The sequence below is a fragment of the Streptomyces sp. NPDC046465 genome (assembly GCF_040646035.1).
In the GTDB taxonomy this organism is placed as follows: domain Bacteria; phylum Actinomycetota; class Actinomycetes; order Streptomycetales; family Streptomycetaceae; genus Streptomyces.
This window is the reverse complement of record NZ_JBEYZK010000005.1, coordinates 308,874-333,075: the sequence shown is the minus strand read 5'-3', so window position 1 is coordinate 333,075 and position 24,202 is coordinate 308,874. Positions and strand designations below refer to the sequence as shown.

Sequence of the window (24,202 nt, the reverse complement as noted above, 5' to 3'; positions counted from 1 at the left end):
TGAACATAACACTAACGGTTAGTGTTTAACAACGGTTACGGTTTTGCAGCTGATAGCATCACGGCATGACCGAGCCGCCAGGCCGCCGTGAGCGCAAGAAGGCCGCGACCCGTCAGAAGATCGCCGACACCGCCCTGCGGCTCTTCCTGGAACGCGGGTACGACGCAGTGGGCATCCGTGACGTGGCCGCCGAGGCCGACGTCGCCGTCACCACGCTGTTCTCCCACTTCGCCTCGAAAGAGGCGCTGGTGTTCGAGCAGGACGAGGACTTCGAGCACCGCCTCGCGCAGGCGGTCGCCGACCGAGCTCCGGACGAGCCGCTCATCCCCGCGCTGCGCCACGAGATGCGGGCCCTGGTCCGCCACTGCACGGCGGACGGCTCGGCCCCGATCTGGCGCATGATCGACGCATGCTCCGACCTGCGGGAGTACGAGGAGTCGATGAGGCTGCGCCATGCTCAGTCGCTGGCCACGGCCATCGCCGCCGATCTCGGCCTCCCGCAGCCCACGACGGCCTGCCGGACGATCGCGAGGTTCGTGGTCGACGCCCATTCACTGGCCCGCGAGTCGGCCGATCCTGACGCCGCGGTGGACGAGGTCTTCCGGATGATCGAGGCCGCCTGGGGCGTCACCGGCCTCTGACGCGACGTCCGGCACAGGCCCTAGGCGAACAGCTCGTACCGGAAGGGGTCATCGGCCTGACGGGTCGCCATGCCCGCTCCGGCGACCGCCGCGACGATCGACAGGCCGTACCCGGCCATGTAGTCGACCGTGCTGATCTCCCCGGACCGGGAGCGCACGATGACGTACGCGGGCCCGGCGGCACACAGCAGCATCGCGTCGCCCCCTCAGTAGGAGTAGCCGAGCGGGCTGGTGACGTGGTGGTCGAACATCAGCAGCGACGCCGCCCAGCGGAGGCCGGGCAGCGGAGGCCGGGCGTACGAACAAGGGCGTACGGGCAGGGGCGTACGGGCAGGGGCGTACGGGCATGGGCGTACGGCGCTTTCAGGTGCGGGGGCGCCGCTGGCCCACCCCCGCACCCTCGCCCGCGCCGTGGCGTCAGTTGGAGGTCAGGCCACCGTCCACGGCCAGGGCCGTCCCCGTGGAGAACGAGGCGCGGTCGCTGCACAGCCACAGGGCCGCCTGCGCGATCTCGACCGGCTCGGCCATGCGCTTCTGCATCTGACGGGCGACGAAGGCCTGTTCCAGCTCCGGCCGCGCCTCGACCACCTGGCTGATCATTTCGGTGCGCGTGGTGCCGACGACGAGCGTATTGATACGGATGTCGTGCGCGGCGTACTCGGCCGCGGCGGCCCTGGTCATGCCGAGCACCGCGTGCTTCGCGGCGACGTAGGGCACGGGGGCGCCGGTGGCCACCATCGCCGCGGTGCTCGCCGTGTTGACGATCGCGCCCTTGCCCGCTTCGAGCATCACCGGGATCTGGGAGCGCAGGCAGTTCCAGGTGCCGCGTACGTTGATGTCCATCGTTCGGTCGAAGACGTGACGGTCGAGCTCGTGCAGCGGTGCCAGCTGATCCCCGGCGTACCCCGCGTTGTTGAACGCCGCGTCCAGCGCGCCGAAGTGCTCGCGCGTCGCGTCGACCGCGCGCTGCACATCATCGGCGACCGAGACGTCGCCCGCGCTGACCGCCGCCCGGCCGCCCGAGTCGTTGATCTCCTTGGCGATGCGGGTCAGCGCGTCCTCGCGGCGGGCCATGAGCAGGACCGCTGCCCCCTCCGCGGCGAACAGCCGCGCGGCCGCCTCACCGATCCCGCTCGACGCACCCGTGATCATGACGGCCTTGCCGGCCAGCAGTCCATTCGTTTCGGTCATGGCGTGAGTAAAGCCCCTGCGGCCCGGGTCCGCACCCCTCAATGATCATGAGATCTCCCACAGTAGAGGGATTCGCCGGGTGGGTGGCTTCCTCTCGATAGGGTGCACGGTGTGATCAACTCATCTACTGCCAACGCCAGTACGAGCTTGAACGACACCGAGGTCGCGGCGGCCGGGGCGGGCGCGGGCGCCGACGTGGTGCGCGCCATGTACGGCCGACAGCTCACCCGCATCGACAAGGGCGCCGGGGACTTCGCCACCGCCGCCGACGTGGCGGCCGAGGAGGCGATCCTCGACGTCATCCGGACCGCCCGGCCCGACGACGCGGTGCTCGGCGAGGAAGGCGGACAGCAAGGGTCCGCCGACGCCGCGCGCCGATGGCTGGTGGATCCGTTGTGCGGCACCTTGAACTACGCCGCCGGAAACATGCTGGTGGGCGTCAACGTGGCGCTGCGCGACGGTCCCGCGGCGGTGGCCGATCCGTTCAGCGGCGAGGTCTTCATCACCGACGGCGAGAGCGCCAGGCTGCGGCACGAGGGCGTCGATGCCCCGCTGGTCCCCACCTCCGCGACCCGCCTCGTGGACGTCAACCTGGATCCGCCGTTCCCGGGCGCGCCCGGGTTCCGTGGCGTGGACCTCCTCGCCCACCCGGAGTTCGTCGCGCGGTTCCGTCCTCGGGTCGTGTCCACGTCGCTGGCCGTGGCGTGGGTCGCGGCCGGCAGGCGGGCCGCGTACGTCACCGACGGCGGCGACCTGTCGGGAAGCGTGCATTTCGCCGCCGGGATCGCCTTGTGCCGGGCGGCGGGGTGCGTGGTGACCGGCATCGACGGTGCGCCGGTCGGGCAGGGCGGCCGGGGGCTCGTGGCGGCGGCCGATGCCGAGACCCACGACCTGTTGATGTCGATGATCCACGGCCGGGGGCAGTAGCCCTTACGGGACGCGGGGCCTCGACTTCATTAACGTACGTGGGTATGAGCACGGACCTGACCGCACTTCTCGTCGGCGCCGCCGTTCTGGTCGCCGCGACGCTCGCCGTCGCGGTCGTACTGCTCGTACGTCTCGTCCGGGCCCGGCGCGACCTGCGCAGAGCCGGACTTCCCGTCGAGCGGCAGTGGGTCTTCTGGGCAGCGGTCGGCTATCTCGTGCTGCCCGCCGACCTGCTGCCGGATCCCGTCTTCCTGGACGACATCGGGGTGCTGGTGCTGGCTCTGCGGTCGATGCGGTCAGCCTCCGACGGGCCGTCCGCGCCGCGTGGTCGATAGCTTGGCCTTCACCAGGAGCGCGTGCATGCACTCCGTCACCTGCGTGACGTCCTCGACGAGCTGGTGGAACGGCAGGCGGACGTCCGCCTGGCCGCGGGCGCGTTCGAGGCGCAGGGAGATGCCGTGCCGGTCGATGGCGAGCGGGCGGACCCGCACCACGCCTTGCAGACTGTCCGGGCTGATGAGGCGGGTGAGTTGCTCGACGGCGTCCTGGTGGGCGTCGGCGAGATGGGTGAGCAGGCGCGACTCCGCCTCGGCCAGCGGGTCGGGCACGGTCAGGGCGAGTTCGTCGAGTTCGACGCCCACGCGCTCTCCCGCCGAGTCGTGCAGCACGGCGCAGGTCGGCTCGAAGACGAGCTCCTGCCCGTCGTACGCCAGCGCCCCGGACAACCAGAGCCGTGCGCGGATCCGGTCCCTGACCGGCACCGGCGCGACGTCGGCGAACTCGACCATCGTGGACGGCTCGCCGCGTGGCGCGCAGATCAGGGCGGCGGCGAGCGCGCTGTCCTCGGGTGGGGACAGCCTAATCCTGCCGTCCTCCATGACACTGTGCGCGCCCACGAGTTCGTCCCTGCCGATCTCTGTGGTCACCGCGCAGGACCACGCGGTGGCGAGCACTGAACGAGCGCGTGCCGCCGCTGTGGGCACGGTTGTGCTGCTCTGACGGACACCCATCCTCAACCTCCATTAGGTAAGCCTTGCCTAACTTATCCGAGATCGCGGAACAGAGCCAGTACGCCTCATGGCCCCGCGCGGCGAACCACGCGGGGCCATGAGATGTACGTCGGGTGAGGCGACGGGCCGTCAGTGACCCCGGGCGATCCACTCCTCCAGGTGCGGTGCCTCGTCGCCGATCGTGGTGCTGTCACCGTGTCCGGTGCGCACCACCGTCACGGGCGGCAGCGTCAGCAACCGCTCCCTGATGGACGTCACGATCGTCGGGAAGTCGCTGAACGAACGGCCCGTCGCACCGGGGCCACCCGCGAAGAGCGTGTCGCCGGTGAAGACCGTGCCGAGTCCGGGTGCGTGCAGGCTGACCGCGCCGTGGCAGTGGCCGGGCGTGTGCAGCACCTTCAGGACCGTGCCCGCGACGGCCAGTTCCTGCCCGTCGGAGAGCTCGCCGTCCGGGGCGCGGTCGGGGTGCGTCCGCTTCCACAGCTCCGCGTCGGCCGGGTGCAGCAGGATGGGCGCGCCCGTGCGGGCGGCGAGCGCCGGGGCCGCGTCGATGTGGTCGTCGTGGGCGTGCGTGCAGACGATCGCGACGAGCCTGCGCTCCCCCACCGCATCGGCGATGGCGTCCGCGTCGTGCGCGGCGTCGATGACGACGCACTCGCTGTCGTCACCCACGATCCATACGTTGTTGTCGACCTCCCAGGTCCCGCCGTCCAGGGAGAACGTCCCGGACGTGACGAGGTGGTCGATGCGCGCGCCGGGCGCGCCCGCCGTGGCGTCGGCCGCCATCAGAACATCACCACCGAACGGAGCACGTCGCCGTGGTGCATGCGCTCGAAGGCCTTCTCCACGTCCTCAAGGGCGATCGTCTCCGTGACGAACGCGTCCAGGTCAAGACGCCCCTGCTGGTACAGGTCGATCAGCATCGGGAAGTCGCGGGACGGCAGGCAGTCCCCGTACCAGCTCGACTTGAGCGCGCCGCCGCGCCCGAAGACGTCGAGCAGCGGCAGCTCGATCTTCATCTCCGGCGTCGGGACCCCGACAAGGACGACCGTACCGGCCAGGTCGCGGGCGTAGAAGGCCTGCTCGTACGTCTCGGGGCGGCCGACCGCCTCGATGACGACGTCGGCGCCGTTGCCGCCGGTCAGCTCGCGGATCGCCTCGACGGGGTCGCCGGAGCGGGAGTTGACCGTATGCGTGGCGCCCAGGCTCTTCGCCGTCTCCAGCTTCTTGTCGTCGATGTCCACGGCGATGATGCGCGCGGCACCCGCCAGGCGGGCCCCCACGACCGCGGCGTTGCCGACGCCACCGCAGCCGATGACGGCGACCGAGTCGCCCCGGCCGACGTTGCCGGTGTTGATGGCGGCGCCGATGCCCGCCATCACGCCGCAGCCGAGGAGCCCGGCCGCGGCCGGCGAGGCGGCCGGGTCGACCTTGGTGCACTGCCCGGCGGCGACGAGGGTCTTCTCGGCGAAGGCCCCGATGCCGAGCGCGGGCGACAGCTCGGTGCCGTCGGCCAGGGTCATCTTCTGCTTCGCGTTGTGCGTGTCGAAGCAGTACTGAGGGCGACCGCGCAGACACGCGCGGCACTGGCCGCACACCGCTCGCCAGTTGAGGACCACGAAGTCGCCGACCGCGACCTCGGTGACGCCCTCGCCGACCGACTCGACGACGCCCGCCGCCTCGTGCCCGAGCAGGAAGGGGAAGTCGTCGTTGATGCCGCCCTCCCGGTAGTGCAGGTCGGTGTGGCAGACCCCGCACGCCTGGACCTTCACCACGGCTTCCCCCGGACCCGGGTCCGGGACGATGATCGTCTCGATCCGCACCGGCTCACCCTTCGCCCGCGCGACCACTCCCTGAACCTGCTGCGCCATGAATCCAGCCCTTCTGTCTCTGCCTGTCTTACCCCTGCATCGTTTCAGGTCGGACGCCCTGGCGGAGCACGCCGAGGAGGCGGGCCGCGCGATCTAGGCTGAGCTCGTGCGCAACCTCGCCGCTCAGGCCCTTCTGCCGGTCAACACCGCACTCGCCGTGGCGCTGCTCGTGCTGCTCCTAGTGGCCGCGACGGCAGCGGCCGTCTTCCGGCTCACCCCCGACGGCTCGCGCGCCCGGGCCCGCGAGATCCTCGTCGCCGGAGTACGCGCGACCGCCCAACTGGCCGCGGTCTCCCTGGTGATCGGCTGGGTCGTGCACCACGCTCCGGCCCTGTTCGGGTTCCTGCTCCTCATGTTCGCCGTGGCCGTCCGCACCGCGGGCCGGCGCATCACGCCGAACGGCACCTGGTGGTGGGCGGCGCTGCCGATCGCGGGCCCCGTCGTTCCGGTGGTGAGCGGACTGGTCCTCGCGGGCCTGCTTCCCGTACGAGGTGTCGCGATCATCCCCGTGACGGGCATCCTCATCGGCGGAGCGCTCACCACGTCGGTGCTCGCGGGCCGCCGCGCCCTCGACGAACTGCGCACCCGATTCGGCGAGTTCGAGGCCGGTATCGCCCTGGGCCTCGCCGACCGCGAGGCCCGCCTCGAGGTGATCCGCCCGGCCGCGTCGGACGCGCTGCTGCCCGGCCTCGACCAGACCCGTACGGTCGGCCTTGTCACCCTCCCCGGCGCCTTCGTCGGCATGCTCCTCGGCGGCGCCTCACCCGTGCTCGCCGGAGCCGTGCAGCTCTTCGTCCTGATCGCCCTGATGGCGGTCCAGGCGATCGCCGTCGCCGCCACGGTCGAACTGGTCGCGCGGGGCAGGCTGCACCGCGGGGCGTAGGCTCGGTCACTATGTCTGTCTACGAAGAAGAAATCGCCGCCCTGCAGGGCGGCCCCGCCGACCTGCGCCAGTACGAGGGCAAGGCCGTCCTGGTCGTCAACGTCGCCTCCAAGTGCGGGCTCACTCCGCAGTACGCGGGCCTCGAGCGGCTCCACGAGCAGTACGCGGCGCGCGGCTTCAGCGTGCTCGGGGTGCCCTGCAACCAATTCATGGGCCAGGAGCCGGGTACGTCCGAGGAGATCGCCGAGTTCTGCTCGGCGACGTACGGGGTGACCTTTCCGATGACGGAGAAGGTCGACGTGAACGGTGACGACCGGCATCCGCTGTACAAGGAGCTCGTCGGGACGGCGGACGCGGAGGGCCACACCGGTGACATCCGCTGGAACTTCGAGAAGTTCCTGATCGATCCGTCGGGCAGCGTCGTGGCCCGTTTCTCCCCGCAGACCGAGCCCGACGCCCCCGAGCTCATCAGCGCCGTCGAGAAGCACCTGCCGGCCTGACGGCCTCGTGGTCACGGGCCAGGACGCCCTGGTCAGGTGGGGGACGCGTCGGCGAGCCGGTTGCTGCGGTCGATCTCCGGCATGTGTGTCTCTGCCCAGACCCGCAGGGCGGAGAGCGGCCCTTCGAGGGACAGGCCGAGCTCGGTGAGCCGGTAGTGGACGGCGGGTGGCACGGTGGGTTCCACCCGGCGCGCGACCAGGCCGTCGCGGACGAGGCTCTGCAGGGTGACGGACAGCATCTTCTGTGAGATGCCCGAGATACGGCGCCGCAGTTCCGCGAAACGGAGCTCGTCCGGCGCCTCCTCGGCCAGCACCTTGACCGCCATCGACGTCCACTTGGTGCCGATACGGTCGAGCAACTGGCGGGTCGGGCAGAGCGGATTCAGCACATCACCCCGCTCACCGGGTCGTTGGCCGGGTTCGCCGGGCCTCGACGTGGTCACTCGGGGCTCACCACCTGAAGGGAAAGTGCCGTCTTGGAGGAACCAGGGTAGTTCCTTAGCGTGATGTGGTCACTATTCCTCACCACCCCTGGAGCCTCTCCATGCCCGAGCTGCGGCGCGTCCCCGTCAACGGTGTCGAACTGAACGTCGCCCTCGCCGGATCGGGCCCGGCCGTCCTGCTGCTGCACGGTTTCCCGCACACCTGGGAGCTGTGGACGGATGTCATGGCCGACCTGTCCGACCGCTACCGCGTCATCGCGCCGGACCTGCGCGGGTTCGGCGCGAGCAGCGGGGCCGCCTCCGGGTACGACGCGGGAACCCTGGCCGAGGACGCCGCGGCGCTTCTCACCGCACTCGGCGTCTCCTCGGCCACGGTGGTGGGCATCGACGCGGGTACCGCTCCGGCCTTCCTCCTCGCCCTGCGCCGCCCCGGTCTCGTCCGGCGCCTGGTCGTCATGGAGTCCCTGCTGGGCAGACTGCCCGGCGCCGAGGACTTCCTTGCCGACGGGCCACCGTGGTGGTTCGGCTTCCATTCCGCTGCGCCCGGCCTCGCCGAGACCGTACTGGAGGGCCACGAGGCCGACTACGTCGACTGGTTTCTGCGTACGGGCACGCTCGGCGACGGAGTGCGCCCCGCCCTCCGGGACGCCTTCGTCCGCGCATACACCGGCCGCCAGGCCTTGAGCCGCGCGTTCTCGTACTACCGGGCGCTGCCCGAAAGCGCGGTACAGATCGAGCGGGCGGTCGCCACTGCCCGCCTGACGGTGCCGACGATGGCGGTGGGCGCCCGGCCCGTCGGTGCCGCGCTGGAACGCCAGCTGCGCCCGGTCACCGACGATCTCACCGGACACATCATCGAAGACTGCGGCCACATCATCCCCCTGCACCGGCCGCGCGCCCTCCTCACCCTGCTGCGTCCATTCCTGGCCGGTGCGCAGGCGCTCACCCGGCCGAACAGCATGTGACACCGGGGCCCGTCACTCCACCGTGGCCACAGTGATGCCGAGGGCGATGAAGAGACTGCCGCTGACCTGCTCCCAGCGGCGGCGCCAGACCGGGCGGCCCAGAACCGTCCGCAGGCGCGCGGCGAAACGTACGAGAGCCAGCCAATAGACGACACCGACCAGGACGTCGAGGGTGCCGAGCAGGAAGATCTGGCGCGTCGACGATCCACCGTGGTCCACGAACTGCGGCAGGACGCTCAGGAAGAACAGCGCGGCCTTCGGATTGAGCACGTTGCTGAGGAACCCCTCGACAAAGCTGCCCCACCGGCCGTGCCCCCGTACCCCCGCCGCGCCCCCTGCCGCCTCCTCGCACTCTGCCGTCGCGCGCCCTCGGTGCCCGCTGTCCTTCCGGGCGGCCAGCAGGGCTCGTACGCCGAGGTAGATGAGGTACGCGGCGCCGGCCAGCTTGATGGCGGTGAACGCGAGGGCGGACCGGGCGGCTATCGCCGACAGGCCCAGCGCGGCGGCACACATGTGGACGCAGAGGCCCGTCTGGGCCCCCAGCGCCGCCGCGCGCCCGAGGGACACCCGGCGCGCGGCGGCTCGCACGATCACCAGAAAGTCGGGGCCGGGTACGAGATACGCGAGCACCACCACCCCGAGGAAACCGGCAAGGTCGACGGTCATGATTCCGCTCCGTTCTGCGCCCGACCGCCGGACGCGTCCTGCCCCTGCGGGTTCCACCGGAACCGCCCCTCATGCGGCACGCCAACTCCCCTGTGCACAACGGCGCGCACCTTCGGCGCGGCACCCTCCCGGGGCCCCAGCCGCCGCGCGCGGCAAGCGAAGTGACGGGGTGCCACCTGGCGGGCCCCGTACGGACCGCTGACCTCGCAATACCTCCAGCCGGACCAAGCCGATCTGCGGACTCCGGACAGCGCTCATACGGTGGCTGAATGGTCATCAGGTACCTTTCGCGCTCCTCCTCCGTACGCACCGCGGCCCTCGCGCTCGGGGCTCTGGTCCTCCTGTCCTCACCTGCCGCGGCCGTCGGCGCGCCCGCCGAGCCCGCCCCGCCGCGGCCCGTGCCCGCCTACTCGTCCGCCCTCCTCGACCGGCCCGGCGTGCAGGTCAGGCCCGGCCCCGGTGCATCCGGGCCGCCCAGCGACGTGTCGGCCCTGGCCTGGGTGGTGGCGGATGCCCGTACGGGCGAGGTGCTTGCCGCGCGGGACGCGCACCGCAAGCTGCCGCCCGCCTCGACGTTGAAGTCCCTCTTCGCCCTGGCGACGCTCCCCCATCTGAACGCGGACATGCGGCACGTCGTCTCCGAGCACGAGCTGGACGACGTGGGTGAGGGCAGCAGCATGGTGGGGGTGGCAACCGGCCGCTCCTACCGGGTCGCCGACCTGTGGCGCGGCGTCTTCCTCAGCTCCGGCAACGACGCCGTGCACGTTCTCGCGCGGCTCAACGGCGGCCTGGACGAGACCGTTCGGCAGATGCGCCTCAAGGCCCGCGAGCTCGGCGCGCGGGACACCGACGTGGTGTCGCCCGACGGCTACGACGCCCCGGGGCAGGTCTCGTCGGCGTACGACCTGGCGGTCTTCGGCAGGGCCGGGCTCACCGACCCGGAGTTCACGCGGTACTGCTCCACCCGCGTGGCGCAGTTCCCCGCGGGCGGCTGGTCGTACCCCATCCAGAACACCAACCGGCTGCTGACCGGCGCCGACGGCGTGTCCCCCTACCCCGGTCTGCTCGGCGTCAAGAACGGCTACACCAGCCACGCCGGTGCCACGCTGATCAGCGCCGCCCAGCGCGGGGGACGCACGCTCGTCGTGACGGTGATGAACCCGCAGGCGGGCGGCGGCCACGCCGTGTACGAGGAGGCGAGGTCGCTCCTCGACTGGGGCTTCACCGCGGGCGACAAGGTGGCGCCAGTGGGTTCCCTGCTGCCCCCGCGGAAGACGAACCGGACGGTGCCGGGGCCCGCCCACGCGGCCGGTAAGGCCGCCGCGGCCGTGGCGTCGGAGGGCTCCGACTGGACCGCGATCCTGCTGGTCGGCGCGGGGTCGGCCGTCCTGCTCGCGGGCTGTGTCCTGGCGGTCAAGCGCCGGGCGGCTACGGTGGCCCGACGCAAGCGCGCGGGACGCGCCGTCGACTGAGCGGACCGGTCGAGCGGGCGGATTGAGCGGACGGATTGAGCGGACAGGGGGTGGGCGCCGGATGAGTGATCTGCTGGGAGTCGCCGTGCTGGGGGCGGGCCACATGGGCGCCGATCATGTGCGCCGGATCGGCGACACGGTCGGCGGGGCCCGCGTGGTCGCGGTCGCGGACCCCGACACGGCGCGGGCCGAGGCGGCGGTGGCGGGCCGCGAGGATGTGTCCGTGCACCGGGACGCGGTCGCGGCGGTGGACGCTCCCGGCGTGGCCGCGGTTCTGGTGGCATCGCCGGAGGGCGCGCACGAGGAGGCCCTGCTCGCGGCCTGTGAACGCGGCCTTCCGGTGCTCTGCGAGAAGCCGCTGACCCCCGACTCGGTCTCGGCCCTGAGGGTCGTGGAGGCGGAGGCCCGACGGGGGCGCAGGCTGATCCAAGTGGGCTTCATGCGCCGGTACGACACCGAGTACGCGGCCCTGAAGCGTTTGCTCGGCTCCGGGCAGCTCGGCCGCGCCCTTCTCCTGCACTGCCGCCACCGGAACGTGGCCTCTCCCCCGCACTTCACCTCATCGATGCTGATCAGCAGCTCCGTCTCCCACGAGATCGACGCGGCACGGTGGCTGCTCGGCCAGGAGATCACCGCCGTCACGGTGCTACGGCCGACCCCGTCGGCGGGCGCCCCGCAGGGCCTGCTCGATCCGCAGCTCGTGCTCTTCGAGACGTCCGGGGGCGCCGTCGTCGACGTGGAGGTCTTCGTCAACAGCGGCTTCGGCTACGAGGTGCAGTGCGAGGCCGTCTGCGAGCGCGGCAGCGCCCGGCTCGGTGACGCGCACACGATGGTGGTCCGTTCGGGCGGCCGCGCGCACGAGGAGGTGGCGCAGGACTACCTGGTGCGGTTCGCCGACGCGTACGACCGTGAGGTGCGGGCGTGGGTGGCCGCCGCACGGGAGGGCCGGGTCACGGGCCCGAGCGCGTGGGACGGGTACGCGGCCGCGGTGGTCGCCGAGGCCGGCGTCGAGGCGCTGCGCACCGGCGGGCGCGTCACCGTGGCGATGCCCGAGCGGCCCGCGCTGTACGGCGCGGTCGACGTGCGCGAGGCTTCCGGAGCGCCGTCGGCGTGACTCACGGGGGGAGTCTCAGACGCCGCCGAGCAGGCGCGAGAGTCCCGTATCGAGATCCATGCTCTCCTCCTCGCCGCCCGCGGGGACCACGGCGTACGAGCGCGTCAGGAAGCGGCGCAGCGCGATCTTGTCGAACTGGACGAGGGCCAGTCCCTGGTGCGAATGGAACTCCAGGACCGTCCGGGCCCGCCCGCACGGCCAGACGTGCACGTCGCCGCTGCCCGTCGGGGCGCTCATGCCGTCCTCCAGGAGCTGGCGGGCGAAGATCCAGGTGACCTCCACGCCGTCGAGCGCCGCATGCGAGGGGAAAGTCATCTGGATCGCCAGGGGGTCTGCCGCCGAGTAGCGCAGGACCACGGGCAGGCCGCGCTCACGGCCCTCGGGGGTGATGAGACGGGCGCGGGCGGGCTCTTCGAGGGTGACGGCCATGGTCGTGCTCCAGTTCTGGTGTTGCTGTTCTCTGCGTTCCGCTTCCGGTGACTCCTGTGCCCTTAGGACCCCGGACGAAGGGGGGTCATTACGCCAATACGCCGGGAGATTCCTGTGACCTGCATCACATGCCTGTCAATCGAGTCGCCCGGACGAGCGAGGGAAACGACCGCCACGCTCGTCCGGGTGCCCACCCCATGCGAGTACACGCGTGTTTCCCCGCAACATCACCCCCATTTGGCGGCACAGGTCGGCCACCCGAGTCCGGCCGCGCGCCGCGCCCGGTCCCGGTGCAGGATGAGCCCATGCTGCTCGCCCGGCTCGCGCACGTGTCCAAGGAAGTGGCCGCCACCTCGGCGCGGTCCAAGAAGATCGCGCTGCTCGCCGAGTTGTTCCGGGCCGCCGAGCCGGACGACGTACCGATCGCCATCCCCTATCTGGCGGGCCGGCTGCCCCAGGGACGGCTCGGCATCGGCTGGAGCACACTGAAGGACACGGAGCCGCCCGCCGACGAGCCGACGCTGACCGTGCGCGGCGTGGACGAGGCGCTCACCGCGATCGGCGCGGTGTCGGGCGCCGGGTCACAGACCGAACGGAGGCGGCTGGTCGGGGAGTTGATGGGCGCCGCGACCGCCGACGAGCAGCGGTTCCTGATCGGGTTGCTCACCGGCGAGGTACGGCAGGGCGCGCTTGACGCGGTGGCCGTCGAAGGGCTCGCGCTCGCCACCGGGACCCCGGCGGACGCCGTGCGGCGCTCCGTGATGCTCGCCGGTGCCGTGAGCCCCGTGGCCCAGGCGCTGCTGGCGCGCGGCGCGGAGGCGTTGGACGAGTTCCGTCTCACCGTGGGCCGTCCCATCCAGCCGATGCTCGCGCACAGCGCCGCCTCGGTCGCCGAGGGCATCGACAAGCTGGGTCCGTGCGCGGTCGAGGAGAAGCTCGACGGCATCCGGGTCCAGGTCCACCGGAGCGGGGACGACGTACGCGTCTACACCCGCACTCTGGACGACATCACCGACCGGCTCCCCGAGCTGACCGCCGCCGCGCTCGGCCTGGCGGGGTCCCACTTCATTCTGGACGGCGAGGTCATCGCGGTGGACGGCGACGGGCGGCCGCGGCCGTTCCAGGAGATCGCGGGCCGGGTCGGTTCGCGCGTCGACGTGTCCTCGGCCGCGGCCGGTCTGCCCCTGTCCCCCGTCTTTTTCGACGCCCTCTCCGTGGCGGGCCGCGACCTGCTCGACCTGCCGTTCACCGAGCGTCACGCGGAGCTTGCGGCTCTGGTGCCCGAGCCGATGCGGGTGCGCCGGGCGCTCGTGGCGGACCCGGGTGACGAGCGCTCGCGCGGCGAGGCCGGGGAGTTCTTCGAGGCGACGCTGGGGCGCGGCCACGAAGGGGTCGTGCTGAAGGCGCTCGACGCCCCCTACAAAGCGGGCCGGCGTGGCGCCTCCTGGCTGAAGGTGAAGCCCGTCCACACCCTGGACCTGGTCGTCCTGGCCGCCGAGTGGGGCCACGGCCGCCGCACCGGCAAGCTTTCCAATCTTCACCTGGGCGCCCGGCGGCCCGACGGCACCTTCGCCATGCTGGGCAAGACCTTCAAGGGCATGACGGACGCGATGCTCGCCTGGCAGACCGAGCGCCTCCAGGAGCTGGCGGTCGACTCCAGCGGTTACGTGGTGACCGTGCGCCCCGAACTCGTCGTGGAGATCGCCTACGACGGCCTGCAGAAATCCACCCGCTACCCCGCCGGCGTCACGCTCCGCTTCGCCCGGGTGGTGCGCTACCGCGAGGACAAGTCCCCCGATGAGGCGGACACGGTCGAGGCGGTCCTGCGGGGCGGCGGTCCCGTCACGGCGTAACTCATGATCTTTTGTCGCGTTGGTACGCGCGGGGTCGCACGGCCGTCGCCACGGCGGCGGCACACCGGCCCGGAAGACACCAACCGACAGGGCCCGCTGCCTGGTCACGGGTCCATGAAGAAGACTCGAGGGTCCCTCGCCATGCTCGACATCACCAAGAAGTTCGCCGCCGGAATCGGCGCCGTCGCCGCCGCGCTCGGCTGCCTCATCGCCACGGGCCCCTCGGCGGTCGCCGACGGCAAGTGGTGCAACAACTCCGTCTGCATCGAGACCTACGACTCCGGGACCTACCTGGGCCGGGTCGAGGTGTCGGTCATCAACACCAACCAGCCGAACCGCATCAGCGCACGCGTGTGGACCACCAACGGCTGGAGCGCCGACACCAAGGTCGAGGACGTCGCCAAGTTCAGGACCTACCGGGACCAGGCGTACCCCCAGCGGCACTTCCCGGCCGGCACGCGGCTCTGCGCGGAGGGCTTCCGCGGCGGGTCGAGCGTGGGGCTGCCCTGCGTCACGCTCACCGACTGACGCCGCCCTCTCCCCCTCCGGCCCCGCCCGGCGTCACGCCTGGTGGGGCCGCGTGGCGCCGGTAGGATTTTGCCATTCCTTGGCCCCGATAGGGTGACAACCGGGGGAGATCATTCATCACGCAAGGGGAGAAACTGTGCCCGCATCACGACTCAGCCGTACGCCGCTTCCAGGCATCGGCATCCGGTACGACCTGACGACCCGAGAACAGCAGCGCCTCTCGGTGATCGCGCACCGGGACGGAGCGCGGACACTGAGCGCCTACCGCTCCGACGACCCGGACGAGTGCGCGCTGTCGCTGCGGCTGAGCTCGGGCGAGGCGGACTCGCTGATCGACGCCCTGATGCCGTCGCACCACAGCCCGAACCTGCTGCACACCACCGATCTCGGCCTGGTCGCCGAGCGCGTTCTGCTTTCGGCCACGTCGCACTGGAACGGACGGCTCCTCGGCGAGACCCGGATGCGGACCGAGACCGGCGTCTCGATCGTGGCGGTGCTCCGGCGGGCCGACGCCATTCCGTCGCCGACCCCTGACTTCCGGCTGGCCGGTGGCGACACCCTCATCGTGATCGGGACGCGCGAAGGCGTGGAGACGGCCGCGACGATACTCGGGCGGGAGTGAGCGCATGCATTCCGCTGTCTTTCTGATCGAGTTCGGCGCGATCATCCTCGCTCTCGGGCTGCTCGGCCGGTTCGCGGGCCGCTTCCGCTTCTCGCCGATCCCGCTGTATCTGCTGGCCGGTCTCGCGTTCGGCGAGGGCGGGCTGCTGCCGCTCGGCGCGAGCGAGGAGTTCGTCGCCATCGGCGCCGAGATCGGCGTCATCCTGCTGCTGCTGATGCTCGGCCTCGAGTACACGGCCAGCGACCTCGTCAGCAACCTCAAGACGCAGTACCCGGCCGGTCTGGTCGACTGCACGCTCAACGCCCTGCCCGGCGCCATCGCCGCGCTCCTGATGGGCTGGGGTCCGGTCGCCGCCGTCGTCCTCGCCGGAGTCACCTGGATCTCGTCGTCCGGAGTCATCGCCAAGGTCCTCGGCGATCTCGGCAGGCTCGGCAACCGCGAGACGCCGGTCATCCTCAGCGTCCTCGTCCTCGAAGACCTGGCGATGGCCGTCTACCTGCCCATCATCACGGCCCTGCTGGCCGGTGTCGGCCTTGCCGCGGGCAGCCTGACGCTCGCCATCGCGCTCGGCGCCGCCGGCCTCGTCCTCTTCGTCGCGGTCCGGTACGGGCGGCTCATATCGCGCTTCGTCTCCAGCGACGACCCCGAGAAACTGCTGCTCGTCGTGCTCGGCCTGACGATCCTCGTCGCGGGGATCGCGCAGCAGCTGCAAGTCTCCGCCGCCGTGGGCGCGTTCCTCGTCGGCATCGCGCTGTCCGGTGAGGTCGCCGAGGGCGCGCACTCCCTGCTCGCGCCCCTGCGCGACCTCTTCGCGGCCGTCTTCTTCGTCTTCTTCGGACTGCACACCGACCCGTCGAGCATTCCGCCGGTGCTGCTGCCCGCGCTCGCACTCGCCGTCGTCACCGCGCTGACGAAGATCGCGACCGGCTACTGGGCGGCCCGGCGCGCGGGCATCTCGGTCAAGGGCCGCTGGCGGGCGGGCGGCGCGCTCGTGGCGCGCGGCGAGTTCTCCATCGTCATCGCGGGGCTCGCCGTCACCTCGGGCATCGAGCCCTCGCTCGGCCCGCTGGCGACCGCGTACGTCCTGATCCTGGTGATCGTCGGCCCCCTGACCGCCCGTTACGCGCAGCCCATCGCGGGCTACGCGAGCGGCGCACTTGCCCGCCGCCGCGGGGTCACCGGCCCCGCTGCCGAGGCCGGTGCTCCGGTGCCCGCGCCCCGGGAAGCGGTCGAGACCCTGGACGGGCAGGACGTGGCCGACCGCTCGTAGGCCCTGTTCCGCCGGACCGGCACCAGGGGTGCTTCGTCAGGTTCTGGTCCGGCGGGTCATGCGGGGGTTTCGGTGCAGGTGCCGTCGTGCAGTTCCAGGCGGCGGGTGATCCGTACGGTCCGCAGCAGGCGGCGGTCGTGGGAGACAAGGAGCAGGGTGCCGGAGTAGGAGTTCAGGGCGGATTCGAGCTGTTCGATCGCCGGCAGGTCGAGGTGGTTGGTGGGCTCGTCGAGGACCAGCAGGTTCACCCCGCGGCCCTGCAGCAGTGCCAGCGCCGCCCGGGTCCTTTCGCCGGGGGACAGGGTGCTCGCCGGGCGCAGGACGTGGTCGGCGCCCAGGCCGAACTTCGCCAGCAGGGTGCGGACTTCGCCGGGCTCCGTCTGCGGGACGGCGGCCCGGAAGGCGTCCAGGAGTGCTGCGGCTCCATGGAATGCGGCCCTGGCCTGGTCGATCTCACCGATCACCACCCCCGAGCCGAGTGCCTGGCGGCCGGCCGCGAGCGGGATACGGCCGAGGAGGGCGGCAAGGAGCGTCGACTTGCCTGTGCCGTTCGCGCCGGTGATCGCGACGCGGTCGGCCCAGTCGATCCGCAGCGTGAGGGGTCCCAGCACGAACTCGCCCCGCCGGACGGTGGCCTCGTCCAGCGTCGCGACGACCGCGCCGGAACGGGGCGCGGCGGCGATCCGCAGGCGCAGCTGCCACTCCTGGCGCGGCTCCTCCACTTCCTCCAGGCGCTCGATGAGCCGTTCGGCCTGCTTGGCCCTTGCGGCCAGGTTCTCGCTGCTCTCCATCCGGCCGCTGCGGGCGAACTTGTTGTTGTCCCTGCTGCGGCGCTGTGCGGTGCGCACCCCCTTCTCCGCCCAGGACCGGTGCATGTTCGCCCGGTCCTGCAAGGCGGCCTTGCGCCCGGCGTACTCCTCGTACTGCGTGCGGGCCTGCTGCCTGGCACGTTCTGCTTCCTCCAGGTAGGCGGCATAGCCGCCGCCGAAGTGGCGCACCTGTTGCTGGGCGCGGTCGAGTTCGAGGACCTGGGTGACGGTTCGGGTGAGGAACTCACGGTCGTGGCTGACCACGACCGCTCCGGCGCGCAGCCCGTGCACGAACTGCTCCAGCTGTTCCAGACCGGCCAGGTCGAGGTCGTTGGTGGGCTCGTCAAGCAGGAAGACGTCGAAGCGCGAAAGGAGCAGCGAGGCCAGCTGCGCGCGGGCGGCCTGGCCGCCGGACAGCGACGTCATGGCCTGCTCGAGGCCGATGCCCAGGCCGAGCGTGGCGGTGACAAGCTCGGCGCGCTCCTCCAGGTCCGCCGCTCCCAGGCTCAGCCAGCGCTCCAGGCTCGCGTCGTATGCCTCATCGGCCCCGGTGACGCCGTCGGCCAGGGCCTGCGATGCGGTGTCCAGTCCACGCTGGGCGGCGGCGACGCCGGTGCGGCGGGCGAGGAAGGCGTAGACGCTCTCACCCGGGCGCCGGTCCGGTTCCTGGGGCAGGTACCCGACGGTCGCACCGGCCGGGGCCACGTGGACCTTTCCCTCCTCGGGGTGGTCGAGCCCGGCGAGGAGGCGGAGCAGGGTGGACTTGCCCGCCCCGTTGGTCCCGACGAGGCCGATCACCTCTCCCGGTGGCACGGCCAGGTCGAGGCCGGTGAACAGGGGGAGGTCGCCGTGGCCTGCGGCGAGATTCTTGGCTGTCAGGGTTGCGGTCATGCGGGTCGCCTACCTGAAGAGGTCGGTCACCTGTGGTGACAAGTGTGCGAGGGAGGCACGCGCTCGGCATCGCGACGGCAGGCGGAAGTGCGGCGCATCCAGGAACGTCAGGAACGGATGCGGGTTCGGACTCAGGTGGCTTCACCCGGCGCCCACAAGGGAGCCGGGCGGAAGCGCAGAGGGGTGCACGACCGCCACCGTCGGCATGGCCGACCGCGGCAGGGCAGCACGGGCGAACGCCGTACTGGCAACAGGGGCACGTACCTCAGCTGCGCAAAATCCACCTCAATCGGCGACAACAGGACCGCTGACCACGGTACACACCGTCCGCGGCACGGGGCCAGCCCTTTCGACAGCCGGGCCCCGGAGTACGGACGGCCACGCCGTCAGTCCTATATTCATACAAACAATTCACGCGCGGCCCTGCTGCGATGAACACGGGGTGGGACCGCAGTGATCGAAGCCGACGGCACTGAACCCGCCCGGGCCGAGTCCCGCGCTGCTCGCAAGGCGCGCGAGAAGGCCCGGAGACGCAAGCGCATGGCCGTGGTCGCGGCGGTACTCGGCCTGGGCGGGGTGGCCACGACGGGCGTTCTCGCCCTCGGGAACTCCTCCGGGAGCCGGAGCGGCGACGGGCACACCGCGTCCGACTCCGCGGGCAGTGCGGCGGAGAAGGCACGTGCGGCGAAGCGTGCGAAGAAGGGGGAGGAGAAGTGGGACGGCAAGGTGCGGGTGCTGGGTGACGGCTCCACCTCGTACGCCGGGCCGCAGCCCGAGCAGCTCAAGCCCAAGAAGCTGAAGCCCGGTGAGAAGCCGCCGCAGTTCGTGGTCTTCTCCTGGGACGGCGCGCTGGAGGGCGACGACCGCCGCTTCTCCCACTTCCGTCAAGTGGCGCGGGAGAGTGGGGCCCACATGACGTTCTTCCTCACCGGGATCTATCTCTTGCCGGAGAGCAAGAAGTCGCTCTACCACCCGCCGCAGCACAACCCGGGGTCGGCCGCCATCTCGTATCCGACCGTCCCGCACATCCAGACCACGCTGGAGCAGCTGCGCGGTGCCTGGAAGGACGGCAACGAGATCGGTTCGCACTTCAACGGGCACTTCTGCGGCCCCAAGGGCGGCGGGGACTGGAGCCCCGAGGAGTGGAAGAGCGAGATCGAGCAGGCGTATTCATTCATGAAGGAGTGGAAGACCAACACCGGTTTCGCCCGAGAACGGCCCCTGCCCTTCGATCCGGACCGGGAAGTGGTCGGCGGCCGCGCACCCTGCCTTGAGGGGCAGAAGAACCTCCTGTCCGCGGTCAAGCCGTTCGGCTGGCGCTACGACGCGAGTTCGTCGGGGGACTTCCAGATATGGCCGTCCAAGGCCGACGGCATATGGAACTTTCCGCTGCAACTCCTGCCCATGGAGGGCAAAGAGGTGCAGGTCCTCTCCATGGACTTCAACTTCCTCTATCACCAGTCCGGCGACAGCACCCAGGGCGACCCGGCGAAGTTCCCGGCGTGGCAGGCGCAGGTTTCGCAGTCGTACATGAACGGCTTCAACCGCGTCTACAACGGCAGCCGGGCGCCGATGTTCATCGGCAACCACTTCGAGGACTGGAACGGCGGCATCTACATGGACGCCGTCGAGGACGTGATGCGCAAGGTGTGCCCGCGCAAGGGTGTGCGCTGCGTGTCGTTCCGGGAGCTGGCCGACTGGCTCGATGTCCAGGACCCGAAGGTCCTGGCCCGGCTGCGTCTGCTCGACCCGGCGCAGGCGCCGGAGTGGAAGTCGCTCGTCGAGTAGCGGGGCTGTGGAGCAGGCGGGCGCCTACGTGAGCGCCTCGATGTAGTGGGCCCACAGGTCCACCGCCCGTCCGCTGGCGAGTGTTTCGGGGGCGTCACCGCCCAGGCCCTTCAGCGGCAGCGGCACCAGGTCCTTCAGCGACATGCGGTAGACGACCACGGCGGTGGACTCGTCCTTGGTGCCCCCCACGAACCAGCCCGCCGTGTTCGCGGTGGTCGTCCCCGTCTTGCCCACGGCACCGGCGTGCGCCCCGCCCGCCGCCTTGGCCGACCCGTCGGTCATGGTGGCCCGCAGGGCATCCGTGACCGCCTGGGCGGTCTTCGCCGACATGGCCCGGGCGGGCTTCGGTTCCACGAGCGGCACCGCGTCCCCGGCCCGGGTGACCGAGCGCACCGAGTAGGGGTCGGTGTGCATGCCGTGGGCGGCGAAGGTCTGGTAGGCACCGGCCATCCGGATGGCGCTGGGCGTCGAGTTCTCTCCGAGCGCGAACGCGGGGATCCGCTCCCCCAGGCTCGATTTGAGGAGCCCCGCCCGCAGGGCGTACCGCTCCGCCCGGTCCAGGCCGACGTCGAGGCCGAGTTGGAGCATGGGTGTGTTGACGGAGTCGGCGACGGCCTGACGCAAGGTCACCTCGCCCCAGTCGCGGCTGCCTTCGTTGCGGCCCTTGACGACCTTGCCGCTGCGGTCCCAGTACGGGCCCTCCGGCGTCCGCACCGCGATCCGGTCGTCGCCGTCGTAGACGCTGGCCGGGGAGACAGGGGTGCGGCCCCCCTCACGGGTGCGCTGCACGCCGTCCTCGAGCGCGGCGGCATAGACGAAGGGGGTGAACGCCGAACCGGCCGGAATGGTCGTCGCGTTGGACTGGTTGAAGCCCTGTTTGAGGAAGTCGTGGCCGCCGTACACGGCGAGCAGCCGGCCGTCCGGGGCCACGCTGGCCGCGCCGATCTTGGCGTACTGGTCGGTGTCGGGCCGCCGCTCGGCGTCGAAGCCCTTCTCAGCCTTCTGGACGGCGGCGGTCAGGGCCTTCGTGCGCTTGCGGTCGAAGGTCGTGCGGATCTGGTAGCCGCCGAGGTCGTAGTCGGCGGCCCTGATGTGCCCGGCCTTGATCGCGTTCCGCTTGGCCAGCTCCACCAGGTAGCCGGTCTGTGCGCCGGGGATGGTGCCGCCGGACCCCGGCTTCGTGGGCTCCGGGAACTTCTTGTACGTGGCGCGCTCGGCCTGCGTGAGGTGGCCGGTGGCGACCATGCGGTCCAGGATCCAGTTCCAGCGTTCGACGGCCCGCTCGCGGTTCTCCTTGCCGAGGGCCGGGTCGTACAGTCCGGCGCCCTTGAGGAGCGAGGCCAGAAAGGCGCCTTCGCTGGGGTTGAGCCGTGAGACGTCCTTGCCGTAGTACGCGTGTGAGGCGCGCTGGATGCCGTAGGTGCCCCGCCCGAACCAGCTCGTGTTCAGGTAGTCCTGGAAGATCTTGTCCTTGCTCGTGTGGTTGTCCAGCTTCACGGCGAGCAGGGCTTCGGTGAACTTCCGGGACAGGGTGCGGTCCTGGCTGAGGTAGACGTTCTTCACGTACTGCTGGGTGATGGTCGACCCGCCCTGGGTCTCTCCTCCGGTGACCGCGGCGGTCGCGGCGCGCAGCACACCGGACGGCGAGACCCCGGAATCCGAGTAGAAGCTGGCGTTCTCGGCCGCGAGGACGGCGCCCCGGACTTTCGGCGGCACCTTGTCCAGCGGTATCTCCTGTCGGATGACCCAGCCGGTGCGGGCCATGACGGTGCCGTCGGACCAGTAGTACACGTTGTCCTGTTGCGTGGCGAACGAGTTGAGGTCGTCCGGTATGTCCGTGGTGGCGTAGGCGATGGCGACGAATCCGGTCAGGCCGAGGACCGTGTACAGGAAGGCGCCCAGCCACTGGCGCCACGAAGGCATCCACCGCCGCCATCCGCTGCGGCCCGGCCTGGGGTACGCGGGACGCAGCCGCCGCAGTTGCCTGCGCGCCCCGGCGAGGGCGCCGGGTATGCCGCCCTCCGGCCGCTCCCTTGACTTCCTGCGCCGCCCGGTCGCCGTGCGGCGCTCCCCCGGTATCGCCCGCCGCCCGCCGCTGCCCTGACCTGCGGCCATCCTGCCCCCACCCACCCCGTACGCCTCCCGTGTCGCGCTTTGCCGCTCACATTAGAGGTACGTGGGGCGCGGCCGACGGGGCCCTGGCGCCTTGGTCCGGAGGCCTTCGGGGCCCGTGGAGGAGGCAACGGCACCGAGAGGGCATGGAGTTGTGTCAAGATTCCGTGCCCCGATCGGGGTGATCCGGTGACGAAAGAGGAGACGCAGTGATACCCGTAGCGATACCCAATAGATACAGACCCGCCGTCGTGGCAGGTGTGACCGCGGCCGTGGCGTCAGCCTCCCTGCTCGCACCGCCCGCGCACGCGGACGCGGCCGGCAGCGCGCCCCGAAAGGCCGACCGCCGGGCGGTCGCCGCCTTCGCCCGCATCGCCGATGACGTCCTCTCCCGGCGCACCCAGGCCCTGGTGGAGGACGGCGCGGCACGCGGCGGCTCGGGTGCCGAGGCCTTCACGACGCGCATGTCCGGGCGGCTGAAGAAGGACGAGGACGCCGCGCTCCGGTCGTTGCGCGCCCGCAAGTCGCGGCTGGCGAAGCTCGGTGAGGCCTACACCAAGGCCGACACCCGCGTCGTCGTGGACAGCGCCACGGTCACCGGCACCACGGCGACCGTCCAGGTCACCTCGTCGTCGACGCTCACGTACAAGAAGGTGCGCGGGGACGAACCGGAGACCACCGCGTCATCGACGCGGCAGGAGCTGAAGCTCGCCGCCACGAAGGACGGCGGCTGGAAGCTGACCACGATCACCTCGCGGGACGACGGCCCCGTCGCGGTCGACGAGCCGTCGGTGGCCCGGATCAACACCGTCAAGGACGACGGCAACCAGTACCCGGACGGCACACCCGCCTCCACCAAGTCCCCCACCACGCCGATGCCCTCGGGCAAGACGGCCGGTGCCTACGACTACTCCGCCGCGGCCAAGTACGCGGAGAAGTACTGGCGCAGCTACAACCCGGCGTACCGGAAGTTCAACGGAACCGGCGGCGACTGCACCAACTTCGTCAGCCAGGCGCTGAAGGCGGGCGGCTGGAAGCCCGTCCCGGGCTCCGCCTACGACTACCGCAACTGGTGGTACGAGAGCGCGAACCAGAGCACTTCCTGGGTCGGCGTGAACGAATGGGCGTGGTTCACGCTGTCCAACCGGCGGGCCCCGAACCTGGCGAGCGCCTACCAGATGGACGTAGGTGACGTCCTGCAAGTGGACTTCGACAAGAACGGGTCCAAGGACCACACCATGCTGGTGACGTACCGCGACAGGCGGGGCATGCCGTACTTGACCTACCACTCCACCGACACCTACCGAAGGTCGCTCGCGAGCGTCATCGCGTCCTATCCCGACGCGCGTTACTTCGCGTACCGCACCTGAGGGAACCGGTAACCCCCGCGGACGGATCGGGGCAGTGCGGTGTACTTCGGGCATCTCACGGACTCGCCGCCCCGCACCGCCCCACCGCCTGGCACGATGCTCCTCATGACCTCGGGTCCCGCGTTCCGCCTCGCACGAGCCGCGATGTTCGCGGCCGTCTGCGTGGTGGCGACGGCCCTGGGTCACGCGCTCATGTCCGGTGCCGCGCTGCCCTGGTGGGCGGTGGCGTACGCGTTCGGCGCCACCATAGCAGCGGCGTGGTGGCTGACGGGGCGCGAGCGCGGGGCCGCGGCCGTCACGGGCGCCACCGTCGCGGCCCAGCTGTGCCTGCACGAACTGTTCGGCTTCGCGCAGCGGTTGGGCGCGGCGCCGAGCGGAGGCGGGCCGCTCGGCAGCTCCGCGCTGCCGCGCCACGGCAGCGACGGCATGAACCACATGCACCACCCGATGCCGATGACCCCGCCGCTCTCCGGCACCGGCCCGTCCGCGTCCCCGCACGCCGCCGCCATGCCGGACAGCGGCGTCTCCCACTGGATCATGTCCGTCTTCGGGCACAGCGACTTCGGCATGTTCCTCGCCCACGTGGCCGCCGCGCTGATCTGCGCGCTGTGGCTGTGGCGCGGCGAGACCGCCGCCTTCCGCACCGGACGCGCCCTGGCCGCGGCCGTGTTCGTGCCGCTGCGGTTCGTTCTCGCGGTCCTGGTCGCCGCCCTTCCCCCGGCGGCGCCCCCGGTCGGCGCGCTCGTGCCCGTACCGCGACTGCGCGGGGTCCTTCTCCAGCACGTCGTCTCACGCAGAGGTCCACCGGTCCTTCCGGTCAGTTCCTGACACCGCCCGCACCCCTAGG

The 24,202-nt window shown here is 71.3% G+C and carries 25 protein-coding genes; 15 read left to right on the top strand and 10 right to left on the bottom strand.

The features are described from left to right. Positions 1 to 65 precede the first annotated feature (65 nt). Positions 66 to 641, top strand: a complete 576-nt coding sequence (locus ABZ953_RS10725) for a helix-turn-helix domain-containing protein (protein WP_361720027.1) — start codon at positions 66 to 68, stop codon at positions 639 to 641. Positions 642 to 661: 20 nt separating this feature from the next. On the opposite strand, the gene ABZ953_RS10720 is transcribed toward ABZ953_RS10725, so the two are convergent. Both ABZ953_RS10720 and ABZ953_RS10715 read right to left on the bottom strand, forming a co-directional pair. Beyond that, a complete protein-coding gene (locus tag ABZ953_RS10720; protein ID WP_361720024.1) occupies positions 662 to 835 on the bottom strand; it encodes a hypothetical protein in 174 nt (57 codons plus the stop codon). 223 nt (positions 836 to 1,058) lie between these two features. Then, positions 1,059 to 1,832: a glucose 1-dehydrogenase gene (locus tag ABZ953_RS10715; protein WP_361720021.1), complete on the bottom strand. Its 774-nt coding sequence runs from the start codon at positions 1,830 to 1,832 to the stop codon at positions 1,059 to 1,061. Positions 1,833 to 1,979: 147 nt separating this feature from the next. On the opposite strand from ABZ953_RS10715, the gene ABZ953_RS10710 reads away from it, so the two are divergent. Together ABZ953_RS10710 and ABZ953_RS10705 are read left to right on the top strand one after the other, a co-directional pair. Next, positions 1,980 to 2,759 carry an inositol monophosphatase family protein gene (locus ABZ953_RS10710; protein ID WP_361720018.1) on the top strand — a complete coding sequence of 260 codons (780 nt, stop codon included), beginning with the start codon at positions 1,980 to 1,982 and terminating at the stop codon, positions 2,757 to 2,759. 44 nt (positions 2,760 to 2,803) lie between these two features. After that, entirely contained in the window at positions 2,804 to 3,094 is a 291-nt protein-coding gene (locus ABZ953_RS10705; RefSeq protein ID WP_361720015.1) for a hypothetical protein, read from the top strand. Here ABZ953_RS10705 and ABZ953_RS10700 read toward each other — a convergent pair. The 3 genes from ABZ953_RS10700 to ABZ953_RS10690 all read right to left on the bottom strand — a co-directional run bounded on the left by ABZ953_RS10700 (position 3,056) and on the right by ABZ953_RS10690 (position 5,640). Further along, complete coding sequence (locus tag ABZ953_RS10700) at positions 3,056 to 3,769, bottom strand: DUF2470 domain-containing protein (protein WP_361720012.1); 714 nt, start codon at positions 3,767 to 3,769, stop codon at positions 3,056 to 3,058. The two genes, ABZ953_RS10705 and ABZ953_RS10700, sit on opposite strands and share 39 nt — an antisense overlap. A 129-nt stretch (positions 3,770 to 3,898) precedes the next feature. Continuing rightward, a complete protein-coding gene (locus ABZ953_RS10695) occupies positions 3,899 to 4,555 on the bottom strand; it encodes an MBL fold metallo-hydrolase (RefSeq protein WP_361720009.1) in 657 nt (218 codons plus the stop codon). Beyond that, positions 4,555 to 5,640, bottom strand: coding sequence for an S-(hydroxymethyl)mycothiol dehydrogenase (locus tag ABZ953_RS10690; protein ID WP_361720006.1), 1,086 nt, complete (start codon positions 5,638 to 5,640; stop codon positions 4,555 to 4,557). Before ABZ953_RS10690 ends, ABZ953_RS10695 begins: the two co-directional genes overlap by 1 nt. Positions 5,641 to 5,746: 106 nt before the next feature. On the opposite strand from ABZ953_RS10690, the gene ABZ953_RS10685 reads away from it, so the two are divergent. Further along, positions 5,747 to 6,523 (top strand): ABC transporter permease, encoded by a 777-nt coding sequence (locus tag ABZ953_RS10685; protein WP_361720003.1) that lies wholly within the window; start codon positions 5,747 to 5,749, stop codon positions 6,521 to 6,523. An 11-nt stretch (positions 6,524 to 6,534) separates the two neighbouring features. Beyond that, positions 6,535 to 7,023, top strand: coding sequence for a glutathione peroxidase (locus tag ABZ953_RS10680; RefSeq protein WP_361720001.1), 489 nt, complete (start codon positions 6,535 to 6,537; stop codon positions 7,021 to 7,023). A 32-nt stretch (positions 7,024 to 7,055) separates the two neighbouring features. Here the strand turns inward: ABZ953_RS10680 and ABZ953_RS10675 are convergent, their stop codons facing one another. Next, positions 7,056 to 7,466, bottom strand: a complete 411-nt coding sequence (locus ABZ953_RS10675; RefSeq protein WP_361719998.1) for a helix-turn-helix domain-containing protein — start codon at positions 7,464 to 7,466, stop codon at positions 7,056 to 7,058. Between the two features lie 101 nt (positions 7,467 to 7,567). On the opposite strand from ABZ953_RS10675, the gene ABZ953_RS10670 reads away from it, so the two are divergent. After that, entirely contained in the window at positions 7,568 to 8,431 is an 864-nt protein-coding gene (locus ABZ953_RS10670) for an alpha/beta hydrolase (protein WP_361719995.1), read from the top strand. A gap of 12 nt (positions 8,432 to 8,443) precedes the next feature. Here ABZ953_RS10670 and ABZ953_RS10665 read toward each other — a convergent pair whose 3' ends face one another. After that, on the bottom strand, positions 8,444 to 9,097 hold the full coding sequence (locus tag ABZ953_RS10665; protein WP_361719992.1) for a LysE family translocator: 654 nt from the start codon (positions 9,095 to 9,097) through the stop codon (positions 8,444 to 8,446). 269 nt (positions 9,098 to 9,366) lie between these two features. Between ABZ953_RS10665 and ABZ953_RS10660 the strand changes: the two genes are divergently transcribed. Next, positions 9,367 to 10,569, top strand: coding sequence for a serine hydrolase (locus ABZ953_RS10660; RefSeq protein WP_361719989.1), 1,203 nt, complete (start codon positions 9,367 to 9,369; stop codon positions 10,567 to 10,569). 61 nt (positions 10,570 to 10,630) lie between these two features. Then, entirely contained in the window at positions 10,631 to 11,683 is a 1,053-nt protein-coding gene (locus tag ABZ953_RS10655; RefSeq protein WP_361719986.1) for a Gfo/Idh/MocA family oxidoreductase, read from the top strand. Positions 11,684 to 11,698: 15 nt separating this feature from the next. Here the strand turns inward: ABZ953_RS10655 and ABZ953_RS10650 are convergent, their stop codons facing one another. Continuing rightward, entirely contained in the window at positions 11,699 to 12,112 is a 414-nt protein-coding gene (locus ABZ953_RS10650; RefSeq protein WP_361719983.1) for an SsgA family sporulation/cell division regulator, read from the bottom strand. A 305-nt stretch (positions 12,113 to 12,417) separates the two neighbouring features. Here ABZ953_RS10650 and ABZ953_RS10645 point away from each other — a divergent pair, with 305 nt between their 5' ends. From ABZ953_RS10645 to ABZ953_RS10630, 4 genes are all read left to right on the top strand, one after another. Beyond that, the gene (locus tag ABZ953_RS10645; RefSeq protein WP_361719980.1) at positions 12,418 to 13,965 is read left to right on the top strand and encodes an ATP-dependent DNA ligase; all 1,548 of its coding nucleotides are present in this window, start codon (positions 12,418 to 12,420) and stop codon (positions 13,963 to 13,965) included. Positions 13,966 to 14,079: 114 nt separating this feature from the next. Continuing rightward, entirely contained in the window at positions 14,080 to 14,493 is a 414-nt protein-coding gene (locus tag ABZ953_RS10640) for a hypothetical protein (protein ID WP_361719977.1), read from the top strand. A gap of 136 nt (positions 14,494 to 14,629) precedes the next feature. After that, on the top strand, positions 14,630 to 15,115 hold the full coding sequence (locus ABZ953_RS10635; RefSeq protein ID WP_361719974.1) for a TrkA C-terminal domain-containing protein: 486 nt from the start codon (positions 14,630 to 14,632) through the stop codon (positions 15,113 to 15,115). 4 nt (positions 15,116 to 15,119) lie between these two features. Beyond that, entirely contained in the window at positions 15,120 to 16,385 is a 1,266-nt protein-coding gene (locus ABZ953_RS10630) for a cation:proton antiporter (protein ID WP_361719971.1), read from the top strand. A 56-nt stretch (positions 16,386 to 16,441) separates the two neighbouring features. Here ABZ953_RS10630 and ABZ953_RS10625 read toward each other — a convergent pair whose 3' ends face one another. Further along, positions 16,442 to 18,085 (bottom strand): ABC-F family ATP-binding cassette domain-containing protein, encoded by a 1,644-nt coding sequence (locus tag ABZ953_RS10625; RefSeq protein WP_361719968.1) that lies wholly within the window; start codon positions 18,083 to 18,085, stop codon positions 16,442 to 16,444. A 540-nt stretch (positions 18,086 to 18,625) separates the two neighbouring features. Between ABZ953_RS10625 and ABZ953_RS10620 the strand changes: the two genes are divergently transcribed. Next, the gene (locus ABZ953_RS10620) at positions 18,626 to 19,873 is read left to right on the top strand and encodes a hypothetical protein (RefSeq protein WP_361720199.1); all 1,248 of its coding nucleotides are present in this window, start codon (positions 18,626 to 18,628) and stop codon (positions 19,871 to 19,873) included. A 24-nt stretch (positions 19,874 to 19,897) separates the two neighbouring features. Here ABZ953_RS10620 and ABZ953_RS10615 read toward each other — a convergent pair whose 3' ends face one another. Next, complete coding sequence (locus ABZ953_RS10615; protein ID WP_361719965.1) at positions 19,898 to 21,988, bottom strand: transglycosylase domain-containing protein; 2,091 nt, start codon at positions 21,986 to 21,988, stop codon at positions 19,898 to 19,900. A 248-nt stretch (positions 21,989 to 22,236) separates the two neighbouring features. On the opposite strand from ABZ953_RS10615, the gene ABZ953_RS10610 reads away from it, so the two are divergent. Both ABZ953_RS10610 and ABZ953_RS10605 read left to right on the top strand, forming a co-directional pair. Further along, positions 22,237 to 23,355 carry an amidase domain-containing protein gene (locus ABZ953_RS10610; protein ID WP_361719962.1) on the top strand — a complete coding sequence of 373 codons (1,119 nt, stop codon included), beginning with the start codon at positions 22,237 to 22,239 and terminating at the stop codon, positions 23,353 to 23,355. Positions 23,356 to 23,460: 105 nt separating this feature from the next. Further along, positions 23,461 to 24,183, top strand: a complete 723-nt coding sequence (locus ABZ953_RS10605) for a hypothetical protein (protein WP_361719959.1) — start codon at positions 23,461 to 23,463, stop codon at positions 24,181 to 24,183. The last annotated feature ends 19 nt before the right edge of the window (positions 24,184 to 24,202 follow it).